The 24598-nt window shown below is 71.4% G+C and carries 26 protein-coding genes; 7 read left to right on the plus strand and 19 right to left on the minus strand.

Annotated elements, in window-relative coordinates; translation table 11 throughout:
• From araA to ACLBWJ_RS06090, 6 genes are all read right to left on the minus strand, one after another.
• Complete coding sequence (araA, locus tag ACLBWJ_RS06065; protein WP_112616582.1) at positions 1-1503, minus strand: L-arabinose isomerase; 1503 nt, start codon at positions 1501-1503, stop codon at positions 1-3.
• Between the two features lie 28 nt (positions 1504-1531).
• The gene (locus ACLBWJ_RS06070; RefSeq protein WP_447659889.1) at positions 1532-3145 is read right to left on the minus strand and encodes a xylulokinase; all 1614 of its coding nucleotides are present in this window, start codon (positions 3143-3145) and stop codon (positions 1532-1534) included.
• Between the two features lie 89 nt (positions 3146-3234).
• Positions 3235-4254: a LacI family DNA-binding transcriptional regulator gene (locus ACLBWJ_RS06075; RefSeq protein ID WP_447659890.1), complete on the minus strand. Its 1020-nt coding sequence runs from the start codon at positions 4252-4254 to the stop codon at positions 3235-3237.
• A 91-nt stretch (positions 4255-4345) separates the two neighbouring features.
• Complete coding sequence (locus ACLBWJ_RS06080) at positions 4346-4978, minus strand: hypothetical protein (protein ID WP_282502096.1); 633 nt, start codon at positions 4976-4978, stop codon at positions 4346-4348.
• A 185-nt stretch (positions 4979-5163) separates the two neighbouring features.
• Positions 5164-5751, minus strand: coding sequence for a PadR family transcriptional regulator (locus ACLBWJ_RS06085; RefSeq protein ID WP_447659891.1), 588 nt, complete (start codon positions 5749-5751; stop codon positions 5164-5166).
• Positions 5752-5814: 63 nt separating this feature from the next.
• Complete coding sequence (locus ACLBWJ_RS06090; protein ID WP_447659892.1) at positions 5815-6891, minus strand: FUSC family protein; 1077 nt, start codon at positions 6889-6891, stop codon at positions 5815-5817.
• 67 nt (positions 6892-6958) lie between these two features.
• On the opposite strand from ACLBWJ_RS06090, the gene ACLBWJ_RS06095 reads away from it, so the two are divergent.
• Complete coding sequence (locus ACLBWJ_RS06095; protein WP_282502093.1) at positions 6959-7459, plus strand: DnaJ family domain-containing protein; 501 nt, start codon at positions 6959-6961, stop codon at positions 7457-7459.
• A gap of 22 nt (positions 7460-7481) precedes the next feature.
• On the opposite strand, the gene ACLBWJ_RS06100 is transcribed toward ACLBWJ_RS06095, so the two are convergent.
• The 3 genes from ACLBWJ_RS06100 to ACLBWJ_RS06110 form a co-directional block, all read right to left on the minus strand.
• On the minus strand, positions 7482-8636 hold the full coding sequence (locus tag ACLBWJ_RS06100) for a cystathionine gamma-synthase (protein WP_447659893.1): 1155 nt from the start codon (positions 8634-8636) through the stop codon (positions 7482-7484).
• Positions 8633-9652 carry a pyridoxal-phosphate dependent enzyme gene (locus tag ACLBWJ_RS06105; protein WP_447659894.1) on the minus strand — a complete coding sequence of 340 codons (1020 nt, stop codon included), beginning with the start codon at positions 9650-9652 and terminating at the stop codon, positions 8633-8635. Before ACLBWJ_RS06105 ends, ACLBWJ_RS06100 begins: the two co-directional genes overlap by 4 nt.
• 156 nt (positions 9653-9808) lie before the next feature.
• Positions 9809-10621, minus strand: coding sequence for an NADPH-dependent oxidoreductase (locus ACLBWJ_RS06110; RefSeq protein ID WP_274178405.1), 813 nt, complete (start codon positions 10619-10621; stop codon positions 9809-9811).
• An 85-nt stretch (positions 10622-10706) separates the two neighbouring features.
• Between ACLBWJ_RS06110 and ACLBWJ_RS06115 the strand changes: the two genes are divergently transcribed.
• Positions 10707-11276 (plus strand): flavin reductase family protein, encoded by a 570-nt coding sequence (locus ACLBWJ_RS06115; protein ID WP_447659895.1) that lies wholly within the window; start codon positions 10707-10709, stop codon positions 11274-11276.
• A 20-nt stretch (positions 11277-11296) separates the two neighbouring features.
• On the opposite strand, the gene ACLBWJ_RS06120 is transcribed toward ACLBWJ_RS06115, so the two are convergent.
• Positions 11297-12154 (minus strand): sulfurtransferase, encoded by an 858-nt coding sequence (locus tag ACLBWJ_RS06120; protein ID WP_282502088.1) that lies wholly within the window; start codon positions 12152-12154, stop codon positions 11297-11299.
• A gap of 161 nt (positions 12155-12315) precedes the next feature.
• On the opposite strand from ACLBWJ_RS06120, the gene ACLBWJ_RS06125 reads away from it, so the two are divergent.
• Both ACLBWJ_RS06125 and ACLBWJ_RS06130 read left to right on the plus strand, forming a co-directional pair.
• On the plus strand, positions 12316-13653 hold the full coding sequence (locus tag ACLBWJ_RS06125; protein WP_274178404.1) for an O-acetylhomoserine aminocarboxypropyltransferase/cysteine synthase family protein: 1338 nt from the start codon (positions 12316-12318) through the stop codon (positions 13651-13653).
• Positions 13650-14975, plus strand: a complete 1326-nt coding sequence (locus ACLBWJ_RS06130) for an NtaA/DmoA family FMN-dependent monooxygenase (RefSeq protein WP_447659896.1) — start codon at positions 13650-13652, stop codon at positions 14973-14975. The genes ACLBWJ_RS06125 and ACLBWJ_RS06130 overlap by 4 nt, the downstream gene beginning before the upstream one ends.
• 15 nt (positions 14976-14990) lie before the next feature.
• On the opposite strand, the gene ACLBWJ_RS06135 is transcribed toward ACLBWJ_RS06130, so the two are convergent.
• On the minus strand, positions 14991-17477 hold the full coding sequence (locus ACLBWJ_RS06135) for an MMPL family transporter (RefSeq protein ID WP_447659897.1): 2487 nt from the start codon (positions 17475-17477) through the stop codon (positions 14991-14993).
• 55 nt (positions 17478-17532) lie between these two features.
• Positions 17533-18087, minus strand: coding sequence for a TetR/AcrR family transcriptional regulator (locus ACLBWJ_RS06140; RefSeq protein ID WP_112616556.1), 555 nt, complete (start codon positions 18085-18087; stop codon positions 17533-17535).
• A gap of 38 nt (positions 18088-18125) precedes the next feature.
• On the opposite strand from ACLBWJ_RS06140, the gene ACLBWJ_RS06145 reads away from it, so the two are divergent.
• Positions 18126-18731 (plus strand): response regulator transcription factor, encoded by a 606-nt coding sequence (locus tag ACLBWJ_RS06145; RefSeq protein ID WP_282502084.1) that lies wholly within the window; start codon positions 18126-18128, stop codon positions 18729-18731.
• Positions 18732-18785: 54 nt separating this feature from the next.
• On the opposite strand, the gene ACLBWJ_RS06150 is transcribed toward ACLBWJ_RS06145, so the two are convergent.
• Positions 18786-19376: a DoxX family protein gene (locus tag ACLBWJ_RS06150; protein WP_269267261.1), complete on the minus strand. Its 591-nt coding sequence runs from the start codon at positions 19374-19376 to the stop codon at positions 18786-18788.
• 181 nt (positions 19377-19557) lie between these two features.
• Here ACLBWJ_RS06150 and ACLBWJ_RS06155 point away from each other — a divergent pair, with 181 nt between their 5' ends.
• Positions 19558-20013, plus strand: a complete 456-nt coding sequence (locus ACLBWJ_RS06155) for a CinA family protein (protein ID WP_282502082.1) — start codon at positions 19558-19560, stop codon at positions 20011-20013.
• Between the two features lie 13 nt (positions 20014-20026).
• Here the strand turns inward: ACLBWJ_RS06155 and ACLBWJ_RS06160 are convergent, their stop codons facing one another.
• The 3 genes from ACLBWJ_RS06160 to ACLBWJ_RS06170 form a co-directional block, all read right to left on the minus strand.
• A complete protein-coding gene (locus tag ACLBWJ_RS06160) occupies positions 20027-20320 on the minus strand; it encodes a hypothetical protein (RefSeq protein ID WP_112616550.1) in 294 nt (97 codons plus the stop codon).
• 64 nt (positions 20321-20384) lie between these two features.
• Positions 20385-21344 (minus strand): Gfo/Idh/MocA family protein, encoded by a 960-nt coding sequence (locus ACLBWJ_RS06165; protein ID WP_447659898.1) that lies wholly within the window; start codon positions 21342-21344, stop codon positions 20385-20387.
• A gap of 44 nt (positions 21345-21388) precedes the next feature.
• The gene (locus tag ACLBWJ_RS06170; protein WP_114589261.1) at positions 21389-21685 is read right to left on the minus strand and encodes a hypothetical protein; all 297 of its coding nucleotides are present in this window, start codon (positions 21683-21685) and stop codon (positions 21389-21391) included.
• A 173-nt stretch (positions 21686-21858) separates the two neighbouring features.
• Between ACLBWJ_RS06170 and ACLBWJ_RS06175 the strand changes: the two genes are divergently transcribed.
• Complete coding sequence (locus ACLBWJ_RS06175; RefSeq protein ID WP_282502079.1) at positions 21859-22158, plus strand: DUF7882 family protein; 300 nt, start codon at positions 21859-21861, stop codon at positions 22156-22158.
• A 2-nt stretch (positions 22159-22160) separates the two neighbouring features.
• Here the strand turns inward: ACLBWJ_RS06175 and ACLBWJ_RS06180 are convergent, their stop codons facing one another.
• From ACLBWJ_RS06180 to ACLBWJ_RS06190, 3 genes are all read right to left on the minus strand, one after another.
• A complete protein-coding gene (locus ACLBWJ_RS06180) occupies positions 22161-22607 on the minus strand; it encodes a MarR family winged helix-turn-helix transcriptional regulator (protein WP_354451271.1) in 447 nt (148 codons plus the stop codon).
• A gap of 89 nt (positions 22608-22696) precedes the next feature.
• Positions 22697-24151: a phytoene desaturase family protein gene (locus tag ACLBWJ_RS06185; RefSeq protein WP_447659899.1), complete on the minus strand. Its 1455-nt coding sequence runs from the start codon at positions 24149-24151 to the stop codon at positions 22697-22699.
• Positions 24148-24588 (minus strand): SRPBCC family protein, encoded by a 441-nt coding sequence (locus ACLBWJ_RS06190; protein ID WP_094262316.1) that lies wholly within the window; start codon positions 24586-24588, stop codon positions 24148-24150. The genes ACLBWJ_RS06185 and ACLBWJ_RS06190 overlap by 4 nt, the downstream gene beginning before the upstream one ends.
• Between the last annotated feature and the right edge of the window lie 10 nt (positions 24589-24598).

Below are 24598 nucleotides of genomic sequence, written 5' to 3' on the forward strand. Positions count from 1 at the left end.
TCACAGTCCGCGGGCCAGGCGGTAGTAGGCCTGGTTCCAGCGGAGCTCCTTCTGGAATCCTCGCACCGTCGTGTCCTCGTCGATGACCACGAGCTCCGTGCCGGCGATCTCGGCGAAGTCGCGGAACACCTCGATACCGACGGCCGTCGTCATGACGGTGTGGTGGGCGGCACCGGCGGCGAGCCAGCACGCGGCCGACGTGGCGAAGTCGGGGGCCGGCTTCCAGATCGCCCGGCCCACGGGCAGCTTCGGCAGGTCGGGAGCCTCGACGTTCTCGACCACGTTCGCCGTCAGGCGGAAGCGGTCGCGCATGTCGCTCATCGCGACCACGAGGGCGGGACCCGGGTCGGCGGTGAAGACGAGGCGCACCGGGTCGTCCTTGCCGCCGATGCCCAGCGGGTGGATCTCCAGACGCGGCTTGGCGGTCGTCAGCGACGGCGACACCTCGAGCATGTGCGCCCCGAGGATGCGCTCCGAACCGGGAACGAGGTCGTAGGTGTAGTCCTCCATGAGGCTCGCCCCGCCGGGCAGGCCCGAACCCATGACGTTGGCGACGCGCACGAGGATCGCGGTCTTCCAGTCGCCCTCGGCGCCGAAGCCGTACCCCTCGGCCATGAGGCGCTGGACGGCGAGCCCGGGAAGCTGCTTGAGCGCGCCGAGGTCTTCGAACGACGTCGTGAAGGCGCCGAACCCGCCCGCCTCGAGGAACGAACGCAGCCCGATCTCGATCGCCGCGCCGTCGCGCAGCGACTGGTGACGCTCGGCCCCGGGAAGAAGTTCCTCGGCGACGTCGTACTGCGCGAGGTACACCTCGACGAGCGCGTCGATGTCGGCGTCGGAGGCCGCGGCGACGGCATCCGCCAGCTCGTTCACGCCCCACGTGTTGACCTGGACGCCGAACTGCAGCTCGGCCTCGGTCTTGTCGCCCTCCGTGACGGCGACGTAGCGCATGTTGTCGCCGAAGCGCGCGAGCTTGAGCGTACGGGCGGCCTGCCAGCCGGCCGCGGCTCGCTGCCAGTCCTCGATCTGGCGCGTGACCTCGGGGTTCGAGACGTGGCCGACGACGGTCTTGCGCGAGACGCCGAGGCGGGTCTGGATGTAGCCGAACTCGCGGTCGCCGTGAGCGGCCTGGTTGAGGTTCATGAAGTCGAAGTCGATGTCGGCCCAGGGCAGCTCGACGTTGGCCTGCGTGTGCAGGTGCAGCAGCGGCTTGCGAAGAGCGTCGAGGCCCGTGATCCACATCTTGGCCGGGCTGAAGGTGTGCATCCACGCGATGACGCCGATCACCGAGTCGTCGGCGTTGGCGTCGAGCGCAAGTCGGCGAATCGACTCGGAGTCCTTGAGCACCGGCTTCCATTCGACGCGCACCGGCAGCCCGGCGAGGCCGTCGACGACCTGCTGCGACTGCTCGGCGACCTGGCGCAGGGTTTCCTCGCCGTAGAGGTTCTGGCTGCCCGTCACGAACCAGACGGTGTACTGCTCGAGAGAGGTGGAGAGGGTCATTGTTCTTCTTCCGGTGATGTCGGACGGGTCAGGAGAGGGCGGCGACGGCGGCGCGCTCGACGGCGAGCCCCGCGTCGTAACGGTCGAGGTAGGCGGCGAAGCCGGCGGCATCCGCCTCGTCGGGCTCGGCGACGTCGATCGACGCCGACGCGAACACGCGCTCGCGGAGATAGGCGTCGAGATCGAGACCGTCGCCGTGGACGAGGTAGTCGGCGAGGACGGCGATGCCCCAGGCTCCGCCCTCCGAGGCGGTGTCACCGACGGCGACCGGGGCGCCGAGGGCCGCCGCGAGGAACCGCTGGGCGACTCCGGCGGTGCGGAACACGCCGCCATGGGCGAACATCCGGTCGAGCTGCACCCCCTCCCGGTCGAGCACGCGCATGCCGAGCGCGAGCGTGCCGAACACGCCGTAGAGCTGCGCCCGGATCGCGTTGGCGAGCGTGAACCGGCTATCGGGGGTGCGCACGAAGAGCGGACGGCCCTCCTCGGTGCCGGCGATCGGCTCGCCCGCGAGGTGGTTGTACGCCAGCAGGCCGCCGGCATCCGCGTCTCCCGACAGCGCTTCACGGAACAGCGTGTCGTACACGGCGTCCGCGTCGAGCGCCGATCCCGACACCGCGGCGAATCGCTCGAACATCCCCACCCAGGCCGCGAGCTCGCTTGCTCCGTTGTTGCAGTGGACCATCGCGACGAGATCGCCCGCGGGCGTCGTGACCACGTCGATCTCGTGATGCGTGGACTGCAGCGGCCGCTCGAGCACGACCATCGCGAAGATGCTCGTGCCGGCGCTGACGTTGCCGGTGCGGGGCGCGACGGCCTCGGTGGCGACCATGCCGGTGCCCGCATCGCCCTCGGGCGGGCAGAACGGGATGCCGGGCCGCAGCGCTCCCGACGGATCGAGCAGCGCGGCACCAGCCGCGGTCAGCGAGCCGGCGACCTGACCCGCCACGCGGACCTCGGGCAGCAGAGCACGGAGGTTCGCGGGGAGTCGCCCGGCGCTGTGCGCGTCGAAGAGGTCGACGCGGCGCTGGTCGTAGTCGCGCGTCACCGGGTCGATCGGGAACATCCCCGATGCATCACCGACTCCGAGAACCTTCTCGCCGGTGAGGCTCGCGTGCACGTACCCGGCGAGGGTGGTCACGTGACGGATGTCGGCGACGTGCGCCTCGCCGTCGAGCACCGCTTGGTGCAGGTGGGCGACCGACCACCGCAGCGGGATGTTGATGCCGAGCAGCTCGGTGAGCTCGGCCGCGGCCGGGCCCGTGCTCGTGTTGCGCCACGTCCGGAACGGCACGAGCAGCTCGTCGTCGGCGTCGAACGCGAGGTAGCCGTGCATCATGGCCGAGACGCCGATGGCACCGAAGGTCGCGGGCACGACGCCGTACTCCGAATCGACCGCAGACGCCAGGTCGGCGTAGGCCGCCTGGAGACCCGACCAGACGTCGTCGAGGGAATACGTCCAGCGCCGCTCTTCGAAGCGGTTCTCCCACGCGTGCGAACCGGTCGCGAGCACCTGCGTGGGGTCCGAGCCGATGAGGCACGCCTTGATGCGCGTCGAACCGAACTCGATGCCCAGGCTCGTGCGACCGGCGAGGATGTCGTCGCGCTCTGCCGATCGGTCGCGCGTGGCGGTGTGGGTCACGGATGCCTCCATTGGTCGTGCCGCGGTGGGATCATGTTACCGGTAACACAGCGTCGACGCGAGTATCGGCGGGGACGGATCGACGAACCTCAGACCCGGCGAGTGGAGTCGCGCACGACGAGCCGGGGCGACGTGGGTTCGGCGGGTGTATCGTCGCCCAGCAGGATGCGCACGCACCGCCGCGCCTCCCCCGCGATGTCGAGACGCACCGTGGTGAGGGCGGGTCGGTAGAACGCGGCGTCGGGATGGTCGTCGAAACCGACCACGCTGACGTCCGCGGGCACATCCACCCCGAGGCGGGCCAGCCCGGAGATGAGGCCGAGCGCCATCTGATCGTTCGCGACGACGATCGCGGTCGGCCCGACCGCCTCGCCGACGGCGGCGGCGATGCGGGAAGCGATGGCTGCACCCGAGCCGGCGGACCAGTCGCCGCGCCATCGACCAGCGAGCTGCAGTCCCCGGCGCGCGAGCGCAGACTCGGCGCCGGTGTCGCGCGCGACGGCCTCGAGCCAGGCAGCGGGGCCCGACAGCTGAGCGATGCGGCGGTGCCCGGCGTCCAGCAGGTGATCGACGGCGAGCGCCGCTCCCTCGGCGCCGCGGTCGCCGCCCCCGCTCGCTCGCTCCCCCGCGGCATCCACTCGTGCATGCAGCGGCACGACGGGAACTCCGAGGGATGCCGCAGCAAGAGTCTCGAGGGCGGCGGTATGCGGCGCCACGACGACGATCCCGTCCACCCCCTGGGCGAGCAGGTGATCGGCGGCAGCGGTCACGCTCCCTGCGTCGGAGCCGTCGGCGTAGGCCGTGGCGATCCACTGGCCCGCCGCGCGCGCGGCACGTTCGAGGGCGCCGATGCCCGCCGCGGGGCCGTAGAGGTCGGTGTCGGAGGCGATCACCCCGATCGTGCGCGTCGTCGCGGTCCCGAGGGCACGGGCCGCGTTGTTGACGCGGTAGCCGAGCTCGGCCATCGCTGTGATCACGCGCTCCCGCGTCTCGGGCCGGATGTGGGGGTGGTCGTTGATGACACGCGAGACCGTCTGCGTCGACACCCCCGCGGCGGCGGCGACATCCCGCACGCCCACTCGCGCCCGCCCGGACATCGCTTCGCTCACTGCGCCAGGCTAGCGGGCACGCCGAAGGGCGGCACCGGCCGAAGCCGCGTGCCGCCCTTCGAGACCTCTCGGTCGGACCGGATCCGGTGGATCAGCGGTCGCCGAGGATGCCGCCGACGAGGTCGTCGACGTCGGAGGTCACATCCGAGGTGATGCCGCCGACGAGGTTGTCGACGGTGCTGCCGATTCCGCTCGTGACGTCGCCCGTGCTGACCTCGCCGGTGCTGACGTCGCCGGTGCCGACGTCCGTGCCGTTGCCGAGGTCGGTGTCGGTCTGGTTGCCGTTGCCGACCTCGTTGCCGTTACCGGTCTCGTTGCCGTTGCCGGTCTCGTTGCCCGAGACGATGGGGGCGTCGACCGGGGCGTCCACGGCGGTGTCGTTGCCCGAGGCGATCGGGGTGTCGTTGCCCGAAAGAAGCGCGCCGTTGCCGACGTCGCTGATCAGCGGGCCGTTGACGAGGCCGCCCTCGAGCCCGAGGTTGCCGACGTTCGCGTTCTCGCCCACGCCGTTGCCGTTGGCCTCGAGGACGCCGTCGATCCACGTCGACAGCGCATCGAACGACGATGCGACATCCGTGGTGGTGGTGGTCGTGTCGGTGGTGGACGAGTCGACTGCGGTGGTGTCGTCAGCCGACGCGGGCAGGGCGAATCCGGCGGTGGCGATCGCGGCGGCACCCAGGCCCGCCGTGCCGAAGATTGCTGCTCGCTTCAGGTTCGTACGCATGTCTCTTCCTTCCGTCACGTGCGCTGGATTGCGGCACGTGGGGCTATCCGGGACGACCCCCGGATGCGGATTGGACACCTCGAGCGAAAACCGCGCATCCGCCCCCGTTCGGGCCGCCTGCGATCCGCGCCCTCATGCGGATCGCGGCGGTTTCCTGGCAGTCGCCTGAGAGCGGTCGATCCGGCTCAGGCTTTGACCGGGCGCCCGCGCTTGGGCTTGTCGGTCGACAGCTCGATCGCCATGGCGCGTCCCGGATGCTGCGCGAGGCGATGCTCGGCGTGGTCGAGCCACCGCACCTCGGCCTCGGCCGCGAAGACCATGGAATCGACCACGAGCGACCAGGCGAGCTCCTCGGGGCCCTCGGGGTTCGCGCCGGCGTACTCGGAAGTGCGGAGCTCCTGCAGCCGCGCGAGCGAGGAGCGACGCTGCGCCGCGATCACCTCGCCGACGTCGACTCCGGGGAGGGTCGCCGCGACCGCGAGCTTGATCGCGAGCTCATCCCGTGTGCCCGCCGGCCGTTCGACGGGCGAGCCCAACCATGACGCGACCTCGGCGCGACCGTCATCCGTGATCTGCCAGTAGACGTGGCCCTGCCCATCGACCGACCCCTTCTCGACGAGCCCGTCCCGCTCGAGCCGGTCGAGGGTGTTGTAGATCTGGCCGACGTTCAGCGGCCACGTCGACCCGGTCCGACGGTCGAACTCCGCCCGCAGCTGATAGCCGTAGCAGGGGCCTTGATCGAGGATCGCCAGAAGGCTGAGTCGAACCGACACGATCATCCTTTCGCATACCGGGTATGTAGTTTGCGAGTATATGCATACCGGGTATCGAACGGCCTATCGCCGCGGCCCCACCACGATCAGGCTGCTGAGGATGCCGAGCCCGACGCCCACCGCGGTGTCGACGACGCGCTCTGCCGCGAGTTCCGCACCGCCCGCGCCCGCCGCGCTCAGGATGAGCAGCACGAGCGGCGTGATGAAGACGAGCGCGAGCGCGTAATGACGCACGACGACGAGCTCGATGACGAACTGCAGTGCGCCGAGCACGATGCCGAGCACGACGCCGCCGAGCGGCACGACGCTGATCGCGAGGAACACCGCCGCACCAGCCGCGGTGCCGAGCGCCCGGTGGATGCCGCGCGACAGCGCGACGCGCCGACTCGTGCTGACCCCGAGCACGGCGATCCCCGCCCCGACGATCCAATAGGCGCGCTCGGGATCGACGAGGAGCGCGATCGCCGTGCCGACGACCGCCACCGCCGCCGTGCGCGTGACGAGTGTCCGCGTCGTCGCCCCACCCCAGGCGGCGGGGAAGAGAGAGCGCAGCGCGCGAGGCTGCGTGCCGCGGTGCGCGCGCCGCACGAGTGGGGCCGCCGTGACCAGCCATCCGAACAGGAGCGACGCCGCGAGGATACCGAGGTACAGCGCCGGGTTCACCGCGTGCGATGACTGCGGCGCGGTGACGTGGGCCGACAGCCCGTAGATGAGCACGGCGAACAGCGGGCCCGGCGGCCCCACCGAGCGCCCGAAGACCAGAACGGATGCCGCGACGGCGACCACGATGAGGCCGACGGCCACCGCGACGGGACCGATGGCCGCCGCCGAGACCCCGACCGCCGCGCACGACCACAGCACCGCCGCGACGATCGGGACGAAGCGCAGGCGCTCGAGCGGCGACAGACGCCCACCGTAGAGCGTCGCGAACGCTCCGGTCGCCGCGAGCAGCGCGATGCTCTCGAGCCCCAGCGCCGAGAGCACGATGACCGGCGCCGCCATCGCCAGCGCGGCCTGCAGCCCCAGATGCCAGCGTGGCCCCGGCGACGGCCCGAATCGCGTCAGGCTGCGGCCCAGCTCGCCCGCCTCACGCCGCCACCGGCCGGAACTGTCGGGAGTCGGTTCGGGCGAAAACGGCATTACCCCATTGTCTCGCGAGAACGGCGACGCCCGCGCACCGGCACGTACCCTGGAGGCGGAGAACGACATGAGCGACGATTCCCCCGCATCCCCGCCGCCGGAGACGCCCGCGCCCGGCGCGCGCGAACGAGCCGCCTACATCGAGACGGCGATCCAGCAGGCCATCCGCCGCGGCGACTTCGACGACCTGCCGGGAGCCGGCAAGCCGATCGCCGACCTCGGCCCGCACCATGACCCCGACTGGTGGATCAAACGGAAGATCCGCGAGGAGCAGCTCACCGGCCTCGGTCCGCCGGCGCTGACCCTGCGGATCGAGCACGCCGAGTTCGATGCCCGCGTCGACGCGCTCACCCGCGAGGACGATGTGCGCGAGTACGTCGCCGACTTCAACCGGCGCGTCGTCGAGGCCCGCCGGCAGCTGCAGGGCGGCCCACCGGTGGTGACGCCGACGCGCGACGTCGAGACCGAGGTCGCGGCCTGGCGTCAGCGTCGCGCGGATGCCGCCGCCGCGGCATCCGCCGCTCCCCCGGTCGAGCCTCGACGCCGTCGGCGGCTGTTCCGGCGCTGAGCGGTTCGCCGGCGCCCGGACGTCAGCGCAGCGCCTGCTCCACGTCGGCGAGCAGATCGTCCACCGACTCGATGCCCACCGACAGCCGCACGACCTCGACCGGCACGGCGGCCTCCGTGCCGCGGACCGAGGCGTGGGTCATCGCATCGGGGTAGTTCACGAGCGACTCGACCCCGCCGAGCGACTCGGCGAGCTGGAACAGCCGCGTGGACTCCGCGAAGCGACGCGCCGCCTCGCCGGACTCGAGCGCGAGCGAGAGCATGCCCCCGAAACGGGTCATCTGCGACGCGGCGAGCTCGTGCCCCGGGTGAGAGGCGAGCCCGGGGTAGAACACGCGGGCGACACGCTCGTGCCCCTCGAGGAACGCGGCGATGGCCCCGGCGTTCTCACTGTGACGCTGCATGCGGACATCGAGCGTCTTGATGCCGCGCGTCGTGAGCCAGGCATCCATCGGTCCCGACACCGCACCGGCGGCGTACTGCAGGAAGCCGATCTTCTCGGCGAGCGCGTCGTCATCGAGCACGAGCGCACCGCCGACGACATCCGAGTGTCCGCCGAGGTACTTCGTCGTGGAGTGCACGACGACGTCGGCCCCGAGCTCGAGCGGACGCTGAAGCGCGGGGGTCGCGAAGGTGTTGTCGACGACGACCAGCGATCCGGCCTCGTGTCCGATCGTCGCGAGCCCGGCGATGTCGGTGATCCGCAGCAGGGGGTTGGACGGCGTCTCCACCCACAGCACACGGGGCGCACGCTCGGCGACCGCGGCCCGCACGGCGTCGAGGTCGCTCATGTCGACGACACGCAGCTCGACCCCCCAGGGCGCCAAGACACGGGCGATGAGGCGATGGGTGCCTCCGTAGACGTCGTTGCCGAGCAGCACCTCGTCGCCGGGCGTCAGCGCGGCACGCAGCAGCACGTCCTCGGCCGCGAGGCCCGACGCGAACGAGAAGCCGTGCGCGCCGCCTTCGAGCGCCGCGAGCTGCACCTGGAGCGCCGTCCGGGTCGGGTTGCCCGAGCGGCCGTACTCATACCCGCCGCGGAGGCCGCCGATGCCGTCCTGAGCGAAGGTGGTCGAGAAGTGCACCGGCGGGATGACGGCCCCGGTGGTGGGGTCGAACTGCTGGCCGGCGTGGACGGCGAGGCTGGCGAGGCCGCGGGCGGAATCGTGCGTGCTCATGCGTCGCTCCTGGTGTCGTGGGTCGTGCGGGGATCGGGGATGCCGTGGTCGGGTTCGTCGACGAGGTCGGCGAACCCGTGGGTCCGCATCCAGTCGTCGTCGTAGATCTTCGAGAGGTATCCGCGGCCATGGTCGGGAAGCACGACCACGACGACGTCGTCGGGTCCGAGGTCGCGTGCCGTCCGCAGGGCGGCGACGACCGCCATGCCCGACGAACCGCCGACCAGCAGTCCCTCTTCGCGCGCCAGGCGTCGGGTCATCGCGAACGATTCCCGGTCGCCGACGCGCTCGTACCGGTCGACCACCGAGGGGTCGAAGGTCTCCGGCCAGAAGTCCTCGCCGACGCCCTCGACGAGGTACCGCCCCACCTCGCCGCTGTAGATGGATCCATCCGGATCGGCGCCGACGATCGTGACCGCGCCGCCGGAGGCTTCGCGCAGGTAACGCCCCGTCCCGGTGATCGTGCCGCCGGTGCCGACCCCAGCGACGAAGTGCGTCACGCGTCCCACCGTGTCACGCCAGATCTCGGGTCCGGTCGTGTCGTAGTGAGCCCGCGGTCCGGCGGCGTTGGCGAACTGGTTCGGCTTGAACGCGCCGGGGATCTCGCGCGCGAGCCGGTCCGAGACGCTGTAGTACGAGTCCGGATGCTCGGGCGGGACGCTCGCGGGGGTCATCACGACCTCGGCGCCGTACGCCTTCAGCACGGCCACCTTCTCGCCGGCGAACTTGTCGGGCACGACGAAGACCATCCGGTAGCCCCGCTGCTGCGCGACGAGGGCGAGTCCGACACCGGTGTTGCCGCTCGTGGGCTCGACGATCGTGCCGCCCGGGCGCAGCAATCCGTCGCGCTCGGCGGCCTCGATGATCCTCGCGGCGATGCGGTCCTTCGCCGAACTGCCCGGGTTGAAGTACTCGACCTTGGCGAGCACGGTCGCGCGCGTCGAGGCGGCGACGCGGGTCAGACGAACGAGCGGGGTGTTGCCGACGAGATCGGCGATGTTCTCTGCATAGCGCACGAGGGTTTCCTCACGGTGTCCGCGCGCTCAGAGGCGCGGGTGCTGTCGGGGTCGTCTGAGGTGAGCGCGGCGGCGCTCAGCGACAACAACGACAGGTCTGCACGCGTCCACCCTAAGCCAGGGCCACGCCGCTGTCGAGGGCTCCGACTGTCGGGCTCAGCGCGACGACAGACCGCGGCGTTCGAGCGAGCGGCGCATCGTGTGGCGCCCGTGCAGGCTCGCGGCATCCCGCACCCGGGCGATCGCGGTGCGGAGCCAGCCCCGCGGCTCGCCCTGCGTGCGGTAGTACCCCGTGACGGCGTCCTCGTATGCGGCGATCTCGGCGTCGTCCGGCAGACGGTAGGTCTCGCGGTGACGGACGACCCGCTGCGGCAACCGGGGCTTCACCCCCGCCCGGTCGTGCGGGTCGGGGTGGCCGAGGACGACGCCGAACGCCGGGAAGGCCCCGTCGGGAAGCTCGAGCAGGTCGGCGATCTGCTCGGGATGGTTCCGGACCGCCCCGACGTAGACGGCGCCCAGGCCCAGCGACTCGGCGGCGATCACCGCGTTCTGGGCGGCCAGCGCCGCGTCGATGAAGCCGACGATCGTGCTCTCGATGTACTCCACGGCATCCGACGGTTCCCCCGCGCGATGCGCGAGCTCGCGCGCCCGCGCCCAGTCGGCGACGAAGACGAGAAAGACGCCGCCCCGGCGGATGAAGTCCTGGTCGCCCGCGAGTCGTGCGAGCGCATCGCGTCGGTCGGGGTCGCGCACCTCGATCACCGACCACGCCTGCAGGTTCGAGCTCGTCGAGGCCGACTGGGCAGCGGCGATGATCGCGGTCAGCGCCGCATCGTCGATCTCGCCGGGCCCGAATCGCCGCACGGAACGGTGACGGTAGAGCAGATCGAGCACATCGTTGCGCGGGAGGCCCTCGGGAGCGGGCGAACCGTACCGCCGAGTCCAGCCGTCGTGTGGTTCCGTCGTCACGCGGGGCACGTTACACGGCGTCATCGATCGTCTCCGACGTTCACGGAACATGCGACGGGTCGTCATGGTTACTAACGTCGTGATCATGTCGCAGCCGAACCTCGACCCGTCCGTGGAGCACCCCTCCCGTCATCTGGGCGGTTCGCTGTCCGCCGATGAGTTCAAGACGCTCTTCCGCGGGCACCCCGGCGGTGTCGCCGTCATCACGGCCGACGCCGGCGATGGTCCGGTCGCCCTGACGGCGACGTCGGTCTCCTCGGTGAGCGCCGACCCGCCGCTGCTGGTGTTCTCGGTGTCGGCGCAGTCCTCCGCCTCCGCCGTGCTGTCGACGGCCGAGACCGTCGTGGTGCACCTGCTCGACGCCGACGACCTCGCGCTGGCGAAGCTGGGCGCGACCAGCGGCATCGACCGCTTCGCCGACGCCTCCGCCTGGTCACGGCTGACCACCGGCGAGCCGGTCTACCGCGGCGTCCGCGCCTGGGTCCGCTGCGCCGTCGTCTCTCGCATGGATGCCGGCGGCTCGATCGTCATCGCCGGCCATGCCCTGCAGTCGCACGTCGAGCGCGACGTGGAGCCGGGCGGGCACGGCGATGCGCTGGTCTACCACAACCGCACGTGGCACCGGCTCAGCGAGGGCTCGGCGATCCGCGACTGACGCGGTTCGCCGTCGCCCGGTCAGACCACTCCGATCGTGGCCGCCGGACTCGGCCCCGTCGCGACGGGGCGTCCCGGATCGCGGGACCACTGACTCCACGATCCCGCGAACACGCGCGCCCGGCGGTACCCGGCCACCGCGAACGCCAGCGCGGTGTGGGCTGAAGCGACGCCCGAGCTGCACGTGATGACGACGTCCGTGTCGGGCCCGACCCCGACGGCCGCGAGCGACATGCGGATCTCGTCCGGGTCGCGGAGAAGACCGTCCGGGCCGATGTGGACGACGGTCGGAAGGTTGCGAGCCCCCGGGATGTGGCCGCTGACGGGGTCGGCCCCCACCGCCTGACCGCGGTAGTGCTGGGGTGCGCGCACATCGAGGAGAACCCCGCGCGCCGGGGCGACAGCCGCTTCGTCGATGCCGGCGAGGCCTCCGCTCCCCTCCGGGAGATCGACGTCACCGGTCGCCGCGGCGCGGTCGCTGTGCTCCAGGCGACGGCCCGATCCGACCCAGGCGCGGAAGCCGCCGTCGAGCACCCGGATGTCGAGGCCGTGGCGACGGAGCAGCCACCACGCACGAGCCGCGGCGACCCCGTCGTTGTCGTCGTACGCGACGAGCCGGTCGCCCGCGTTCACACCCCACCGCCGGGCAGCGGCCTCGAGATCCGCGCGGCTGGGAAGCGGATGCCGTCCCTGTTCCGGAACGCCGGGACGAGCGAGCTCGCGCTCGAGATCGACGTACACGGCGCCGGGCAGATGCCCGAGCAGATAGTCGGGTCGTCCTTCGGCACGGTCCAGGCGCCACCGGACGTCCAGCAGACGCACCGGAGCATCCGCGGCAAGTTCGGCGGCGAGGTCGTCGACACTCACCAGGGGGGACATGACCCCATGCTCACCACCGCGCGCTCCCGCCGTGAACGGGGCCGAAACAGTCGGAAACCGGAGAACACAGAGAGACACACGAGGGCGAGCTCTGGTCACCGCGTGACTCCGGATGACGGCGGAGAAGCGCCGCCGCGGCCGCCCGCCGTACTCTTCCCCCCATGCCCGCTCTCGAGAACCACTCCGAATCCCTCGCCTTCGCGACGCGCCAGCTGCACGCGGGCGCCCGTGGCTTCGACGCGTACGGCTCGCGCGCGACTCCCATCTACCTGACCGCCGGCTTCGAATTCGACGACATCGCCGACGGCGAGGGCCGCTTCGCGGACCCCGCCACCGGGTTCAGCTACACGCGCGTGGGCAACCCGACCGCGGCGGCGGCCGAGCGGCGCATCGCCGACCTCGAGGGCGGCGTGGGAGCCCTGCTCGTCGGCAGCGGCCAGGCGGCGACCTCGACGGCGCTGCTGACGATCCTCGAGTCGGGAGACCACATCGTCGCGGCCTCCGCGATCTACGAGGGCACGCGCGAGCTGCTGCGCTCCGAGTTCGGGCGCCTCGGCATCACAACGGACTTCGTCGACGATCCGCGCGACCCGGCCGCCTGGGAGGCGGCGATCGGCCCGCGCACCCGCGCCCTCGTCGCCGAGACGATCGCGAATCCGCGCGGCGGCGTGCTCGACATCCGGACCGTCGCCGAGGTCGCACACCGGCACGGCATCCCGCTCGTCGTCGACTCGACCCTCGCGACGCCGTACCTGCTGCGCCCGCTCGAGCTCGGGGCCGACATCGTCATCCACTCGGCGTCGAAATTCCTGTCGGGCCACGGCACGGGTCTGGGCGGCGTCATCGTCGACGGCGGACGCTTCGCCTGGGATGCCGCGCCCGGCCGTTTCCGCCAGATCGCGGCCGAGACCGGACCCGACGGCCGCACGTTCGTCGAACGCTCGGGCGAGCGCGCCTTCCTCGACACCGCGCGCCGCGTCGCGATGCGCTTCGGCCCCTCACCGTCGCCCCTCAACGCCTTCCTGCTGCTGCAGGGCATCGAGACCCTGTCGCTGCGAGTGGAGCGGCAATCGCAGACGGCGGCGACCCTCGCCGCCTGGCTCGAGACCCGCCCGGAGGTCGCCGGCGTCGACTACAGCGGACTCCCCTCGCATCCGGACCACGACCTCGCCGTGCGCCTTCTCCCCGCGGGGCAGGGCGCGCTGTTCTCCTTCACCCTCACCGGCGGGCGGGCAGCTGCGGAGGCCTTCACGCGCAGCGTGCGGCTGTTCACCCCGATGACCCACCTGGGCGATGTGCGGTCGCTCGTGCTGCATCCGGCGACCACTACCCACGCGAGCCGCAGTGACGCCGACCTGGCGCGCATCGGGGTCGGGCCGGGCCTGCTGCGGCTCTCGGTCGGCCTGGAGGACGCCGGCGACCTCATCGCAGACCTCGACCGCGGACTCGATGCCGCCCGAGCCGCGACCGCCGCAGCACCGGAAGCGGTGTCGGCATGACGCGCGCCCAGCACTTCGGCTGGTTCCTCTCGCGCGGTTTCGGTCCCCACGGCTGGGCGCGGCCGTACCAGCGGTGGAACTGGCCGTGGCAGAAGCCCGACCTCTACCAGCACTCGGCCCGTGAGCTCGAGCAGGCGGGGTTCGACTTCGTCCTGATCGAAGACGCGCTCTCGGTCGGGATCACTCCCGAGACGCTGAACCTCCGCGTCCGCAAGGCGTACGGCGGGCCCAAGCACGACCCGTGGACGCTCGCCCCGTACCTGTTCGCCGCGACGCAGCACCTGGGCGTCATCCCCACCGTCAACCCGGCCGCGTGGCCGCCGTACCTCGCCGCTCGCCAGTTCGCGTCGCTGCAGCACCTCAGCGGCAGCAGGCTGGGCCTGAACGTCGTCACGGACGTCGGGTCGGCGCATCATTTCGGCACGGAGCGCCTCGGGCACGACGCTGCCTACGACCGTGCGCAGGAATGGCTCGATGCGCTGCGCCTGCTGTGGTACAGCTGGGACGACGAGGCCCTGATCGCCGATCCCGACACGCAGATCTACGCCGACGGCTCGAAAATCCACGCCGTCCAGCACCGGGGCGAGTACTTCTCGTTCGACGGTCCCCTCAACGCCGAGCCCCTGCCCGCCGGCGACCCGATCGTCGCCTCCCCCGGCGGCTCGCCGCGGGGCATCGGCTTCGCCGGGGCGAACTCCGAGATCCAGCTCGCCCTGTCGAACCTCGACCCCGCGAGCATCCGCGCGTACCGCGGCCGCGTGCGCGAAGCGGCGATCGCCGCGGGGCGGGACGCCGACGCGATCAAGACTCTCTTCGTCGTCAAACCGATCGTCGCGAGCTCGGTCGAGGAGGCGGAGCGCATCGTCGAGGCATCGCGGCATCCCGACGAGGCGACGCTCGTCGAGGTGGCCGAGGCATGGTCGAGCGACCTCGAGACCGACCTCACGTCGCTCGACCTCGACCGCCCGCTCGATCCCGCGATCTTCGGCGATCACGTCTCGAAGGGCACCATCCGGGGGCTGCTCGGGCGGTACTCCGACTTCTCCGAGGCGCCGCTGCGCGACATCCTCGCCGGCAAGGCGCGGCTCGGACGTGTGACCGACGGTGCCGGAGGCACGGTGGGGACCGCGGAGGAGATCGCCGACGTCATCCAGGCGCTCGGCGACGACGCCGACAACGACGGGCTGATCTTCTCGGGCGACTTCCACCCCGTGACGCTCCACCGCGCTCTCGACGAGCTCGTGCCGGTACTGCGACGGCGGGGCATCCTGCGCTCGGAGCACACCGGGCAGGGCCTGCGCGCCGACCTCGACGCGTTCTGACCCCGGCCGGCGCGCTCAGACGTGCGGGTGCGTGCGCTCGAGCTTGGCGCCCTCGACGTCGACATCCGGGAGGATGCGGTCGAGCCATCGGGGCAGCCACCACGCACCGCGCCCGATGAGGTGCATGAGCGCGGGCATGAGCAGCATGCGCACGACGAGCGCGTCGACGAGGATGCCGAAAGCGAGACCGAAGCCCATCGAGCGGATGATCGTCGCCTCGGCGAAGATGAAGCCGCCGAAGACGGACACCATGATGAGCGCGGCCGCGATCACGACCGAACGCCCGGCACGGAAGCCCTGCATGACGGCGAGCCTCGCCTCGGAGCCGTGCACGAACGCCTCGCGCATCCCCGACGCCAGGAACAGCTGGTAGTCCATCGCGAGGCCGAAGAGGATGCCGACGAGGATCACCGGAAGGAAGTTCAGGATCGGACCGGTCGTGTGCAGGCCGATGAGCTCGGCGCCCCACCCCCACTGGAAGACCGCGACGACCGCGCCATAGGTCGCGAACAGCGACAGGATGAAGCCTCCGGTCGCGATGAGCGGCACGACGAGCGAGCGGAAGACGACGATCATGATCACGAGCGAGAGCCCGACCACGACGGCGAGATAGATCGGCAGGATGCCGACGAGCCCCTCGGAGATGTCGATGTTGATGGCGGCCTGACCGGCGACACCGAGCGCGTACTCGCCGTCGACCGGTGGCAGTGAGCGCAGGTCACGCACCAGGTCTTCGGTCGCGACGCTGCTCGGCCCATCCGTGGGGATCACCTGGAACGCCGCGATGGTGCCGCTGTCGGAGACCGCGATCGGCGCGACGGCACTGACGTGGTCGCGGTCGGCGATCGCCTCGGCCACAGCGACCTGCGCTCGCAGCCGCCCCGTGTCGTCGAGGCCCTCGGGCAGGCTCGCGGTCACCAGCAGCGGCGAGTTCGCACCGGGGCCGAACGCGTCCTCGGTGAGCTCGAACGCACGCTGGCCGTACGATCCCTCCGGCTCGGACGCTCCGTCGGGCAGGCCCACCCGCATCGACAGCGCCGGAACCGCGAGGGCGAGCAGGAGCCCGACCGACACGACGGCGGTCGTGATGGCGCGCCAGGTCGGCATCGCGCGCGTCGGGGTCGATACCGCGTCGGGCTGGCCTACGCGCGCACGCGCACGACGGCCGAGCACGCGCATCCCGAGCAGCCCGAGGAGCGCCGGCAGCAGCGTGATCGCGATCAGCACCGCGATGGCGACGCAGACGGCTCCCGCCGTACCCATGAGACCGAGGAACGGGATGCCGGTGATGTTGAGGGCGAGGAGGGCGACGACGACCGTCGATCCGGCGAACACGACGGCGTTTCCGGCGGTTCCGCCGGCGAGGCCGATCGACTCGTGCAGGTCGATCCCGCGCAGCAGCTGCTTGCGGTGCCGATTGAGCACGAACAGGGCGTAGTCGATGCCGACCGCGAGCCCGAGCATCACGCCGAGCACGGGCGTCACCGAAGCCATCTGCACGACTCCCGACAGTGCGAGCACCCCGAGCACGCCGACGCCCACTCCGACGATGGCGGTGACGAGCGGGAGGGCGGCGGCGATGAGGCTGCCGAGCATGACGAGCAGCACCACGGCGGCGACCGCGACGCCGACGGCCTCGCCGACGCCGAGGATCTTCGGCACGCCCTGGGAGATCTCGGTCGAGAAGCCCACCTCGACGCCGTCGATCGGCGCGGCGGTGAAGTGCTCGACGACGGCGTCCTTCGCATCCTGCGGCAGCTCGAGGCGCGGCAGGGTGAAGGCGACGTTCACGGTCGCGGTCGAGCCGTCCGGCGAGACGAGGGCGATACCGTCGGCGAGGTCGAGCAGGCGCCCGCCGAGGTCGGCGGTCTCGGCCTGCGCCTCGAGCTCGGTCCGCCCGGAGTCGAGGGTCGCCTGCTGCCGCTCCAGCTCGGCGCGGCCCGCGTCGAGCTGAGCCTGCTGAGCGTCGAGCGCGGCGAGCTGCGCGGCCGGAGCACCGGCTGCCTCGAGTTGGGCGCGCGCGGCGTCGAGCTGGGCCTGGCCCGCCTCGAGCTGCGCCGTGCCCTGATCGAGCTGCGCCTGTCCGGCGTCGAGCTGGTCGCGCGCGGAGGAGATCTGCGCTTGACCGTCAGCCAGCTGCTGGGCCTGCGCCGCGCGCTGCGCCTCGGCCTCGAACGGGTCGTTGACGGTCGCGACGTCGGGCAGATCCGTGGCGGAGGCGACGAGGTCGGAGATCGCCGCACGCTGATCGTCGGTGAGCGCGCCGTCCTCAGCGTGGAACACGACGGTGCCCGCCGCTCCGGCGAAGTCGGGCAGCTCCTCGGCGAGCTGGTCGGTGACCTTCGACGAAGCGGTGCCCGGGATGTCGAAGCTCGATGAGAGTCCGCCGAAGCCGAGCGCGAAGGCGCCGCCGGCGATCCCCAGCACGGCGACCCAGGCGACGACGACGAGCCATGCGCGACGCGCGGCTCCCTTGCTCAGGCGGTACAGCAGCTCGGCCATCAGCGACTCCTTCGGAATGCGGACGCCCTTGACGAGACGCAGCGTCTCGTCAACCCTAACCCGGGACCAGCGCGTGGACGATCGCCCGGATGCCGTCCGGCGTCGGAGCCGCGCCCATGAGCACCTGCATCATCATCCAGCCGGCGATCGCGTCGCCGATCTCGACCGCGGCGACCGCGGGATCTCCGTGCGCGACGACCCGCGCCCGGATGCCGCCGTCGGCGCTCAGCCGATCGCGCATCAGCTCGCCGATGGCCGGGTGCTCGGTCGCCGCGGCGACGAGCGAACGCAGCAGCATCCGGCCCTGCGGCGCATCGAGGACCGACCACACCCGCGACATCCACTCCGTGAGATCGCGGCGCAGGTCTCCGGTGTTCCGCACCGCGAGCTGCTGTCGGAAGATCATGCCCTCGAGCAGCGCCTCCGTCAGGATCGCCGCACGCGAGGGCCACCACCGGTAGATCGTCTGTTTGCCGACCGATGCCTGCCGCGCGATGGCCTCGATGGTGAGATTCTCGTAGCCGTTCTGCGCGAGCAGGTCGGCCGCCGCCGTCAGGACCGCGAGGCGGGCCTGTTCGCTCCGCCGCGGACCGGCCCGGTGCTCCTCCATCCCCCCACCGTATCCAGCCGAACGCTACGGTGGAGGCCATGCTCGCCGTGCTGGTCCTGGCCGATCACGACCTGGTGCGCCGCGGCGTGGCCGACCTGATCGACGCGGCCGCGGGCATGCAGGTCGTCGCCGAGGCGGCGACCGCACGTCAGGCGAAGGCTCGCGCCGGGGTGACACGACCGGATGTCGCGATCCTCGGCTATCAGCTGGCAGACGGCACCGGCGCGGCGGTCTGCGCCGCCCTGCGCGCAGCGGATCCGCGCCTGCACTGCATCATCCTCTGCGCCTCGGACGACGACGAGGCGCGTCGCGAGAGCGCATCGGCGGGCGCGTCCGCCTTCCTCCTCGAGGACGTCGCGGCCGGAGAGCTGATCGACGCCGTGCGCCGGGTGGGATCGGGCCATCCGCTGGGCGCGACGCTGCATACGACCGCGTCCTCCGCGCCGTCTCCGGACCCTCTCCCCCGGCGCCAGCGGGAAGTGCTGGCGCTCGTCGCCCGCGGGCTGTCGAATCGCGCGATCGCGGCCGAGCTCGGCATCGCCGAGAAGACGGTCAAGAACCATCTGACAGGCATCATGCGAACGCTCGGCGTCACCAGCCGCACGCAGGCCGCTCTTCGCGCGGCGCAGCCCGCGCACGAATGAGCGAAGGCGCGGACCCCCGGGGGGGATCCGCGCCTTCGGCGGGGCGACTCGGTGTCAGACGAGCCACCGGAAGCGCTGCACGAGAGGCAGCTTCTTCCACATGGCGCCGAGGCCCCAGGTGTCGCCGGCGTGGAGCACGGCGATCACGATCAGCGCGAGCGCGTAGACGATGTGGTAGTCGACGAGGGGGTTGGTAGATGCCGCACCCCAGGCGAACGGCCACTCGGCGAGGTACATCAGGAGCATGACGAGGCTTCCGGCTACCGCTGCGACGCGGAGACCGATGCCCGACATGACGGCGACTCCGATGGCCAGCATGCCCGCCATGAACAGGACGTCGGCGAGCGGGCTCGCCATGCTCTGGAACCAGGGCTGAAGGGGGCCGGTGACGGCGGGGCTGTTGAGGAAGCCCTGCGCCGGGGTGCCGCCGTTGATCCACGCCCGCTCGAACGGCGTCGAGAATCCGAGGCCGAACAGCTTGTCGAGGAACGCCCAGAGGAAGATGAAGCCGGTCGCGTAGCGCAGCGCAGCGAGAGTGCGGCGCCCGGCGAGCGAGGTCACGATCTCGTCCTGGCGGGCGATCGCCTGGGTGCGGGTCCGAGCCTCCGTGCGGGGGATGGCTGCGTGGACCGCGTGCGTGGTCATTTCTGTCTCCTTCGTCGTATGTGGTCTGACCACATAACTATCTCGCATTCGCGATGACTCCACCAGGGACCAAAGTCCCAGTCGAGCTCTGCGCCTCCCGCGCGATATCACCGTGCCGAATCGGAGACAATCCCCGCACGCGTCTCCTCCACCGGTGCTTAGGGTCGCGCCAGGAGGAGAAATGACCCACATCGATGAACTCGCCCGGCTGGCACAGGAGAGCGGCACCGTGATCGCGGTGGCGGAATCGCTGACCTCGGGCAACCTCGCCGCCACCATCGGCGCGGCGGAGGGCGCGGGCGACTGGTTCGCCGGCGGCGTCGTGGCCTACCGACTGGAGACGAAGCACCGCGTCCTGGGTCTGGCCGAGGGGATCGACCCCTGCTCCCCGGAATGCGCCGAGCACCTCGCACGCGCGGTCCGCGACCTGACAGGCGCGGATCTGGCGGTGTCGGTGACGGGCGTCGGGGGTCCGGAGCCGCACGACGGCCACGAGCCGGGGACGGTGTACCTCGGGTGGAGCGACGGCGCAGAGACGGGCCACGTCCTGCTCGACCTCGACGGCGAGCCCGAACAGGTCATCGACGACAGCGCGAACGCAGCCGTCGGGTTGCTGATCGATCGGATGCGGCGCTGACCGCACCCGAGCCTCAGGCCCGCGAAAGCGGCGGACGGTGCGCGATGGGAATCGGCTTGGTCGCCAGCGGCGACCCGGTGCGGCGGGACGCGGCGTGTCGGTCGGCGATCGCGCAGGCGGCTTCACCGATCGCGACGAAGGTCTCGGTCCCCGCAGTGCCGCAGAGCCACACCACCTCGAAGACACCGTCCCGGCGCCGTTCGACGTAGGCGACGACGGCATCGGCATCGGAGGACGGGCGCGTGGGATCGCATACCCGCCAGGCATCCTCAGCGATCTCATCCCAGCGCAGTCCCGTGTGGTGCATGGGACGAGCCTGCGTCGACACCGGGTGAAACCCCAGGGCCTTGACAGGGCGCTCAGCGGATGCGTCAGCCGGTTGTCGCCTGGCGGATGCGCTCCATGGTCCGCAGCGTCGCCGCCGTGCGCGCCTGGTCCTCGTCCGGAGCGATCGCGCCGCCCACGAGCTCGACGAAACGCGCGACCTCGCCGTCGAGCGTGTCGACGGCAGCATCCGACGTCCACGCGGACTCCGCACCGCCGAGACCGACCCGTGTCACGCGGCGCGGACTGGCCAGGTGATCGATGAGCAGCGTCGCATCCTCGCCCTGGATCTCGCTCGACCGGAAAGCGGTGGTGATCTTCGAGTAGCCGACGTCGACGACCAGCCCCGGGTATTCGAGCACCGCCAGACCAGCGCCGTCAGCGCCCGTGGCGATCGTCACCGACGACCCGGCCACGCGGGTGGGTTCACCGAACAGGAGGACCGCCGCGTGCACGCCGTAGACACCCAGATCCGCGAGCGCTCCGCCGCCCATGGCGGGATCGAAGATGTTCGGCGTCCCACCCGCGAGCACGGCGTCGTAGCGCGACGACCGTTTGGCGTAGTGGAACGAGGCGCGGCGGAGGGTTCCGAGCGATCCGAGCTGCTCGCGGACGGCCGCGATGCCGGGGTCGTACGCCGTGCGCATCGCCTCGAGCAGGATCACGCCCGCGCGGCGCGACCGGTCGACGAGGTCATCCCACTCCCGGGCTGTGGCGACCGCGGGCTTCTCCACGAGCACGTGCTTGCCCGCCGCGATGGCGGACTCGACCTGCGAGCCGTGGGCGGCGTTCGGCGAACCGATGTAGACCGCGTCGACTTCGGGATCGGCGAGGACGGTATCGAGGCCGGCGATCGCCCGTGCGACACCCAGACGATCGGCGTAGGCCTGCGCCTTCGCCGCATCTCGAGACGACACCGCGACGACCTCGATCCCCCGGGTGCGAGAGGCCGCACCGATGAAGGCGTCGGTGATGACACTCGTGCCGATGGTGGCGATGCGGATCATGTCCCCCAGCCTAGGAGGCCGGAGGACCGCTGCCGGGCCGCGCCTCAGTGACGCCGGGTCGAGCGCAGCGTCTGCACCGCTTCATCGAAGCGGAGCGTCTGACGCAGCTCGACGGCAGCCGAGTACCAGGGCCCGCCGAGGGCTACGAAGACCGCGCCGACGACGTCGATGTAGCCGAGGGTGACCTCTCCCTCTCGCACCTCGTAACGGTCGACGTCGACGAGCTCCCAGCGGACGTCCGCCTCGGTGCTCGGCGCTTCCGGCCGCCGCGACGGCAGCTGACGCAGAGCGCCCGACGTGGCCAGGCGCACCGCGCTGGGCTTGCGGGCGATCGGTGACATATCCAAGACCATGACCACTCCCGTCGCTCTGACACGACTATCGCGGCCCGAGCCGTCTGCACCTACCCGCTTGACAGAAGTTCACGAGGGGTTTACGCGCCATCCCTCCTCTAACTAGTTCGCCTAACTAACCGGAATTAATTAGGCGGACCCCCGCCAGTACCCTCGCGTCCGTGGGAACACTCGTTTACGGCAGTCAAGGACGGACGTTCGACGTAGAAGACCGTCTGCTCGCGCACCTGCGGGTCGTGTTCATGAACAAGCTGCGCCGCAACGAGCCGTTCATGTTCCACCGTTCGACCGACAGCGGGCTGTTCAGCGTGTGGGTGCACCCGGCCGTCCCGATGGTGTTCCTCTTCAGCGGCAGCCGTCCGCCGACGATCAATCGACACTGGGTCGAGGCCCTCCTGCTCGAAGCGGGCGGAGCGAACGGCCTGCGTGTCGTCCCGGAGCCCGCGACCGGCGACGCCTGACCTCAGCGACACTCCTCGTCGACCGCATCCGCGATCGCGTCGAGAAGGGTCGTCAGCTTCGCGGCGGTGTCGTCATCCAGCCCGCGCGCGATGTCGCGCACACGCAGCGTCAGCGGATCGACACCCTCGACGTCTGCGTTGCGATCGGTCGGCACGACGTACTTGCTCCGACCGTCGTCGGGGTTGCGCTCGAACGCCACCAGTCCCCCGTCGCGGAGACGCTTCAGCATGGTCGTCGCCGTCGGCGTCGAGATGCCCAGCGAGGCGGCGATGTCGGTCGGGGTGACGCGCCGGCCGGCATCCGCGCTGTCGTACACCACCCGCATTGCGGCGCGCGCCGTCTCACTGGGACCGCAGTCGCTCTGACGCCGCCGAGCCAGGCTGGCCTCTGCCAGACGGAGCCGTTCGACGGCTCGCGCGACGGATTCGGGCTCGGAAGCACCGGACACCATGAACCTCCCGCAGACGACAATGGTGCGTCCACTGTACGAGCGCGGCGACGGGGCGCTCTTCCGCTTGACTCCGGCGCCTCCCACCCCTAGAGACGCGGTGAGAGGTCGGGACGCGTGAGCACCCCGAACTCGTGCCGCAGAGCGCTCAGAGCCGACCACCATCCGGCCAGCCCGTGAACGCCCGGGCCCGGGCTCGTCGAGGACGAGCACAGATAGACGCCGCCCATGGGCGTCCGCCACGGGTCGCGTGCGAGCAACGGGCGGGCGATCAGCTGATCGAGCGACGGGATGCCGGCGGAGATGTCACCCTCGGGATAGTTGAGGTTGCGCGCGGCGACCTGCTGCGCGGTCTCCGAGTGGGTCGCGAGGATCGTGTCGCGGAAGCCCGGCGCGAACCGCTCGATCTGGCGCACGATCGCCTCGGTCCGGTCGACCTCGCTGCCCGCGGGAACGTGCGTGTATGCCCACAGGGTGTGATGGCCATCCGGCGCCCGGCCCGCATCGAACAGCGACGGCTGCGCGACGAGCACATACGGCGCGTCGGGCAGCCGGCCGGCGCGCACCGCGTTCTCGGAGGCGGCGATCTCCGGCCGGGTCCCGCCGACGTGGACAGTGCCGCTCTGCGCGATCGCGGGATCGCGCCACGGCACCGGCGCGGAGAGGGCGAAGTCGACCTTCGCCACCGCATCGCCGTAGCGGAATCGCTCGAGGCGGTGCCGATAGCGCGTCGGCATCCGCTCCCCCGCGATCTCGATGAGCGCGCGCGGCGTCACGTCGAGCATCACCGCCCGCGCGCTCGGCAGCTCATCGAGCGAGCGGATGCGGCGTCCGACGAACAGCTCGCCGCCGTGCGCACGGATGTCGTCGACCATGGCGGCCACGATCGCCCCGCTTCCGCCGATCGGGATCGGCCACCCGCGGGCATGACCGTATGTCGCGAGGGTGAGGCCGCCGCCGGCTGCCGCGAGACTCGGGAGGCCGAGAATGGTGTGGGCCGCGACCCCCGACATGAGGGCCGGGGCCGCCTGCTCGCGGAACCGCAGGTTCCATGCCGGTGTCCCCTGCTCGAGGGTGCGCAGGCCGAACCAGGCCGCGGCGATCGGATCGCCGGGCACGCGCAGCAGCGATCCACCGGTGAAGTCCGCGATGCCGCGCACGCGCTCGACGAGCGGCGCCATCAGCCGGGCATACGCGCGGCCGTCGGCACCGAGCCCCTCGGCCGTGCGATCGAGATCGCGGTACGCCAGCGCCGCGCCGCCGTCGAGAGGGTGCGCGTACGACACCTCGGGCACGACGAACTCGACGCGGTGGCGCAGTCCGAACTCGCGGAAGAAGGCGGATTCGAATGCGAGCGGGTGCACCGCCGAGCACAGGTCGTGCAGGTAGCCGGGGAGGGTGGTCTCCCCGGAGGCCGCCCCGCCGCCGAAGTGATCCTCGGCTTCGAACACCGCGACCGAGAGCCCGGAGCGCGCCAGGGTGACGGCCGCCGCCAGCCCGTTCGGCCCGGAGCCGACGATGACGGCGTCGTACTCGGTCGTCACCGTCCCGCGCCGCCCTCCGCGAGGTGCGCGAGCCGACGCAGGGTCTCGGCGTTGCGCACGTGCAGGGGCAGGTCGAGCAGCGGTTGCGGGATGAACGACCCCGGCCCCTCCGCGGCCACTTCCTGAATGCGCACGACGCAGTCATCGCCTCGGGGCTTGACGTCGATGGTGATGTGGGCTTCGCCGATCGGCCAGCCGCGCGCCTGCAGCACCATGCGGTGCGGCGGATCGAATTCGAGCACCGACGTGCTGTCGTCGATGACGAAGGGCCACACCCCGAAGGAATGGTGCAGACGCGACCCCTTCTGGGGCCAGGCGGGACTGACATCGCGCATGCGCGAAGCACCGACGACCCACGCCGGGAACAGCCAGCCGTCGTTCAGGACCGCGAAGACGTCTTCGGGGGCGCAGTGCATGAGTCGGACGTTACGCGACATGGCAGTCTCC

The sequence above is a fragment of the Microbacterium sp. M4A5_1d genome, from assembly GCF_053345465.1.

Excerpts from the sequence above, each read along its gene's own strand:
- araA (WP_112616582.1), bottom strand. The coding sequence starts at position 1,503 with ATGACCCTCTCCACCTCTCTCGAGCAGTACACCGTCTGGTTCGTGACG.
- ACLBWJ_RS06080 (WP_282502096.1), bottom strand. The coding sequence starts at position 4,978 with ATGCGTACGAACCTGAAGCGAGCAGCAATCTTCGGCACGGCGGGCCTG.
- ACLBWJ_RS06090 (WP_447659892.1), bottom strand. The coding sequence starts at position 6,891 with ATGCCGTTTTCGCCCGAACCGACTCCCGACAGTTCCGGCCGGTGGCGG.
- ACLBWJ_RS06095 (WP_282502093.1), top strand. The coding sequence starts at position 6,959 with ATGAGCGACGATTCCCCCGCATCCCCGCCGCCGGAGACGCCCGCGCCC.
- ACLBWJ_RS06100 (WP_447659893.1), bottom strand. The coding sequence starts at position 8,636 with ATGAGCACGCACGATTCCGCCCGCGGCCTCGCCAGCCTCGCCGTCCAC.
- ACLBWJ_RS06115 (WP_447659895.1), top strand. The coding sequence starts at position 10,707 with ATGTCGCAGCCGAACCTCGACCCGTCCGTGGAGCACCCCTCCCGTCAT.
- ACLBWJ_RS06120 (WP_282502088.1), bottom strand. The coding sequence starts at position 12,154 with ATGTCCCCCCTGGTGAGTGTCGACGACCTCGCCGCCGAACTTGCCGCG.
- ACLBWJ_RS06125 (WP_274178404.1), top strand. The coding sequence starts at position 12,316 with ATGCCCGCTCTCGAGAACCACTCCGAATCCCTCGCCTTCGCGACGCGC.
- ACLBWJ_RS06130 (WP_447659896.1), top strand. The coding sequence starts at position 13,650 with ATGACGCGCGCCCAGCACTTCGGCTGGTTCCTCTCGCGCGGTTTCGGT.
- ACLBWJ_RS06135 (WP_447659897.1), bottom strand. The coding sequence starts at position 17,477 with ATGGCCGAGCTGCTGTACCGCCTGAGCAAGGGAGCCGCGCGTCGCGCA.
- ACLBWJ_RS06140 (WP_112616556.1), bottom strand. The coding sequence starts at position 18,087 with ATGGAGGAGCACCGGGCCGGTCCGCGGCGGAGCGAACAGGCCCGCCTC.
- ACLBWJ_RS06145 (WP_282502084.1), top strand. The coding sequence starts at position 18,126 with ATGCTCGCCGTGCTGGTCCTGGCCGATCACGACCTGGTGCGCCGCGGC.
- ACLBWJ_RS06150 (WP_269267261.1), bottom strand. The coding sequence starts at position 19,376 with ATGACCACGCACGCGGTCCACGCAGCCATCCCCCGCACGGAGGCTCGG.
- ACLBWJ_RS06155 (WP_282502082.1), top strand. The coding sequence starts at position 19,558 with ATGACCCACATCGATGAACTCGCCCGGCTGGCACAGGAGAGCGGCACC.
- ACLBWJ_RS06160 (WP_112616550.1), bottom strand. The coding sequence starts at position 20,320 with ATGCACCACACGGGACTGCGCTGGGATGAGATCGCTGAGGATGCCTGG.
- ACLBWJ_RS06165 (WP_447659898.1), bottom strand. The coding sequence starts at position 21,344 with ATGATCCGCATCGCCACCATCGGCACGAGTGTCATCACCGACGCCTTC.
- ACLBWJ_RS06170 (WP_114589261.1), bottom strand. The coding sequence starts at position 21,685 with ATGTCACCGATCGCCCGCAAGCCCAGCGCGGTGCGCCTGGCCACGTCG.
- ACLBWJ_RS06190 (WP_094262316.1), bottom strand. The coding sequence starts at position 24,588 with ATGTCGCGTAACGTCCGACTCATGCACTGCGCCCCCGAAGACGTCTTC.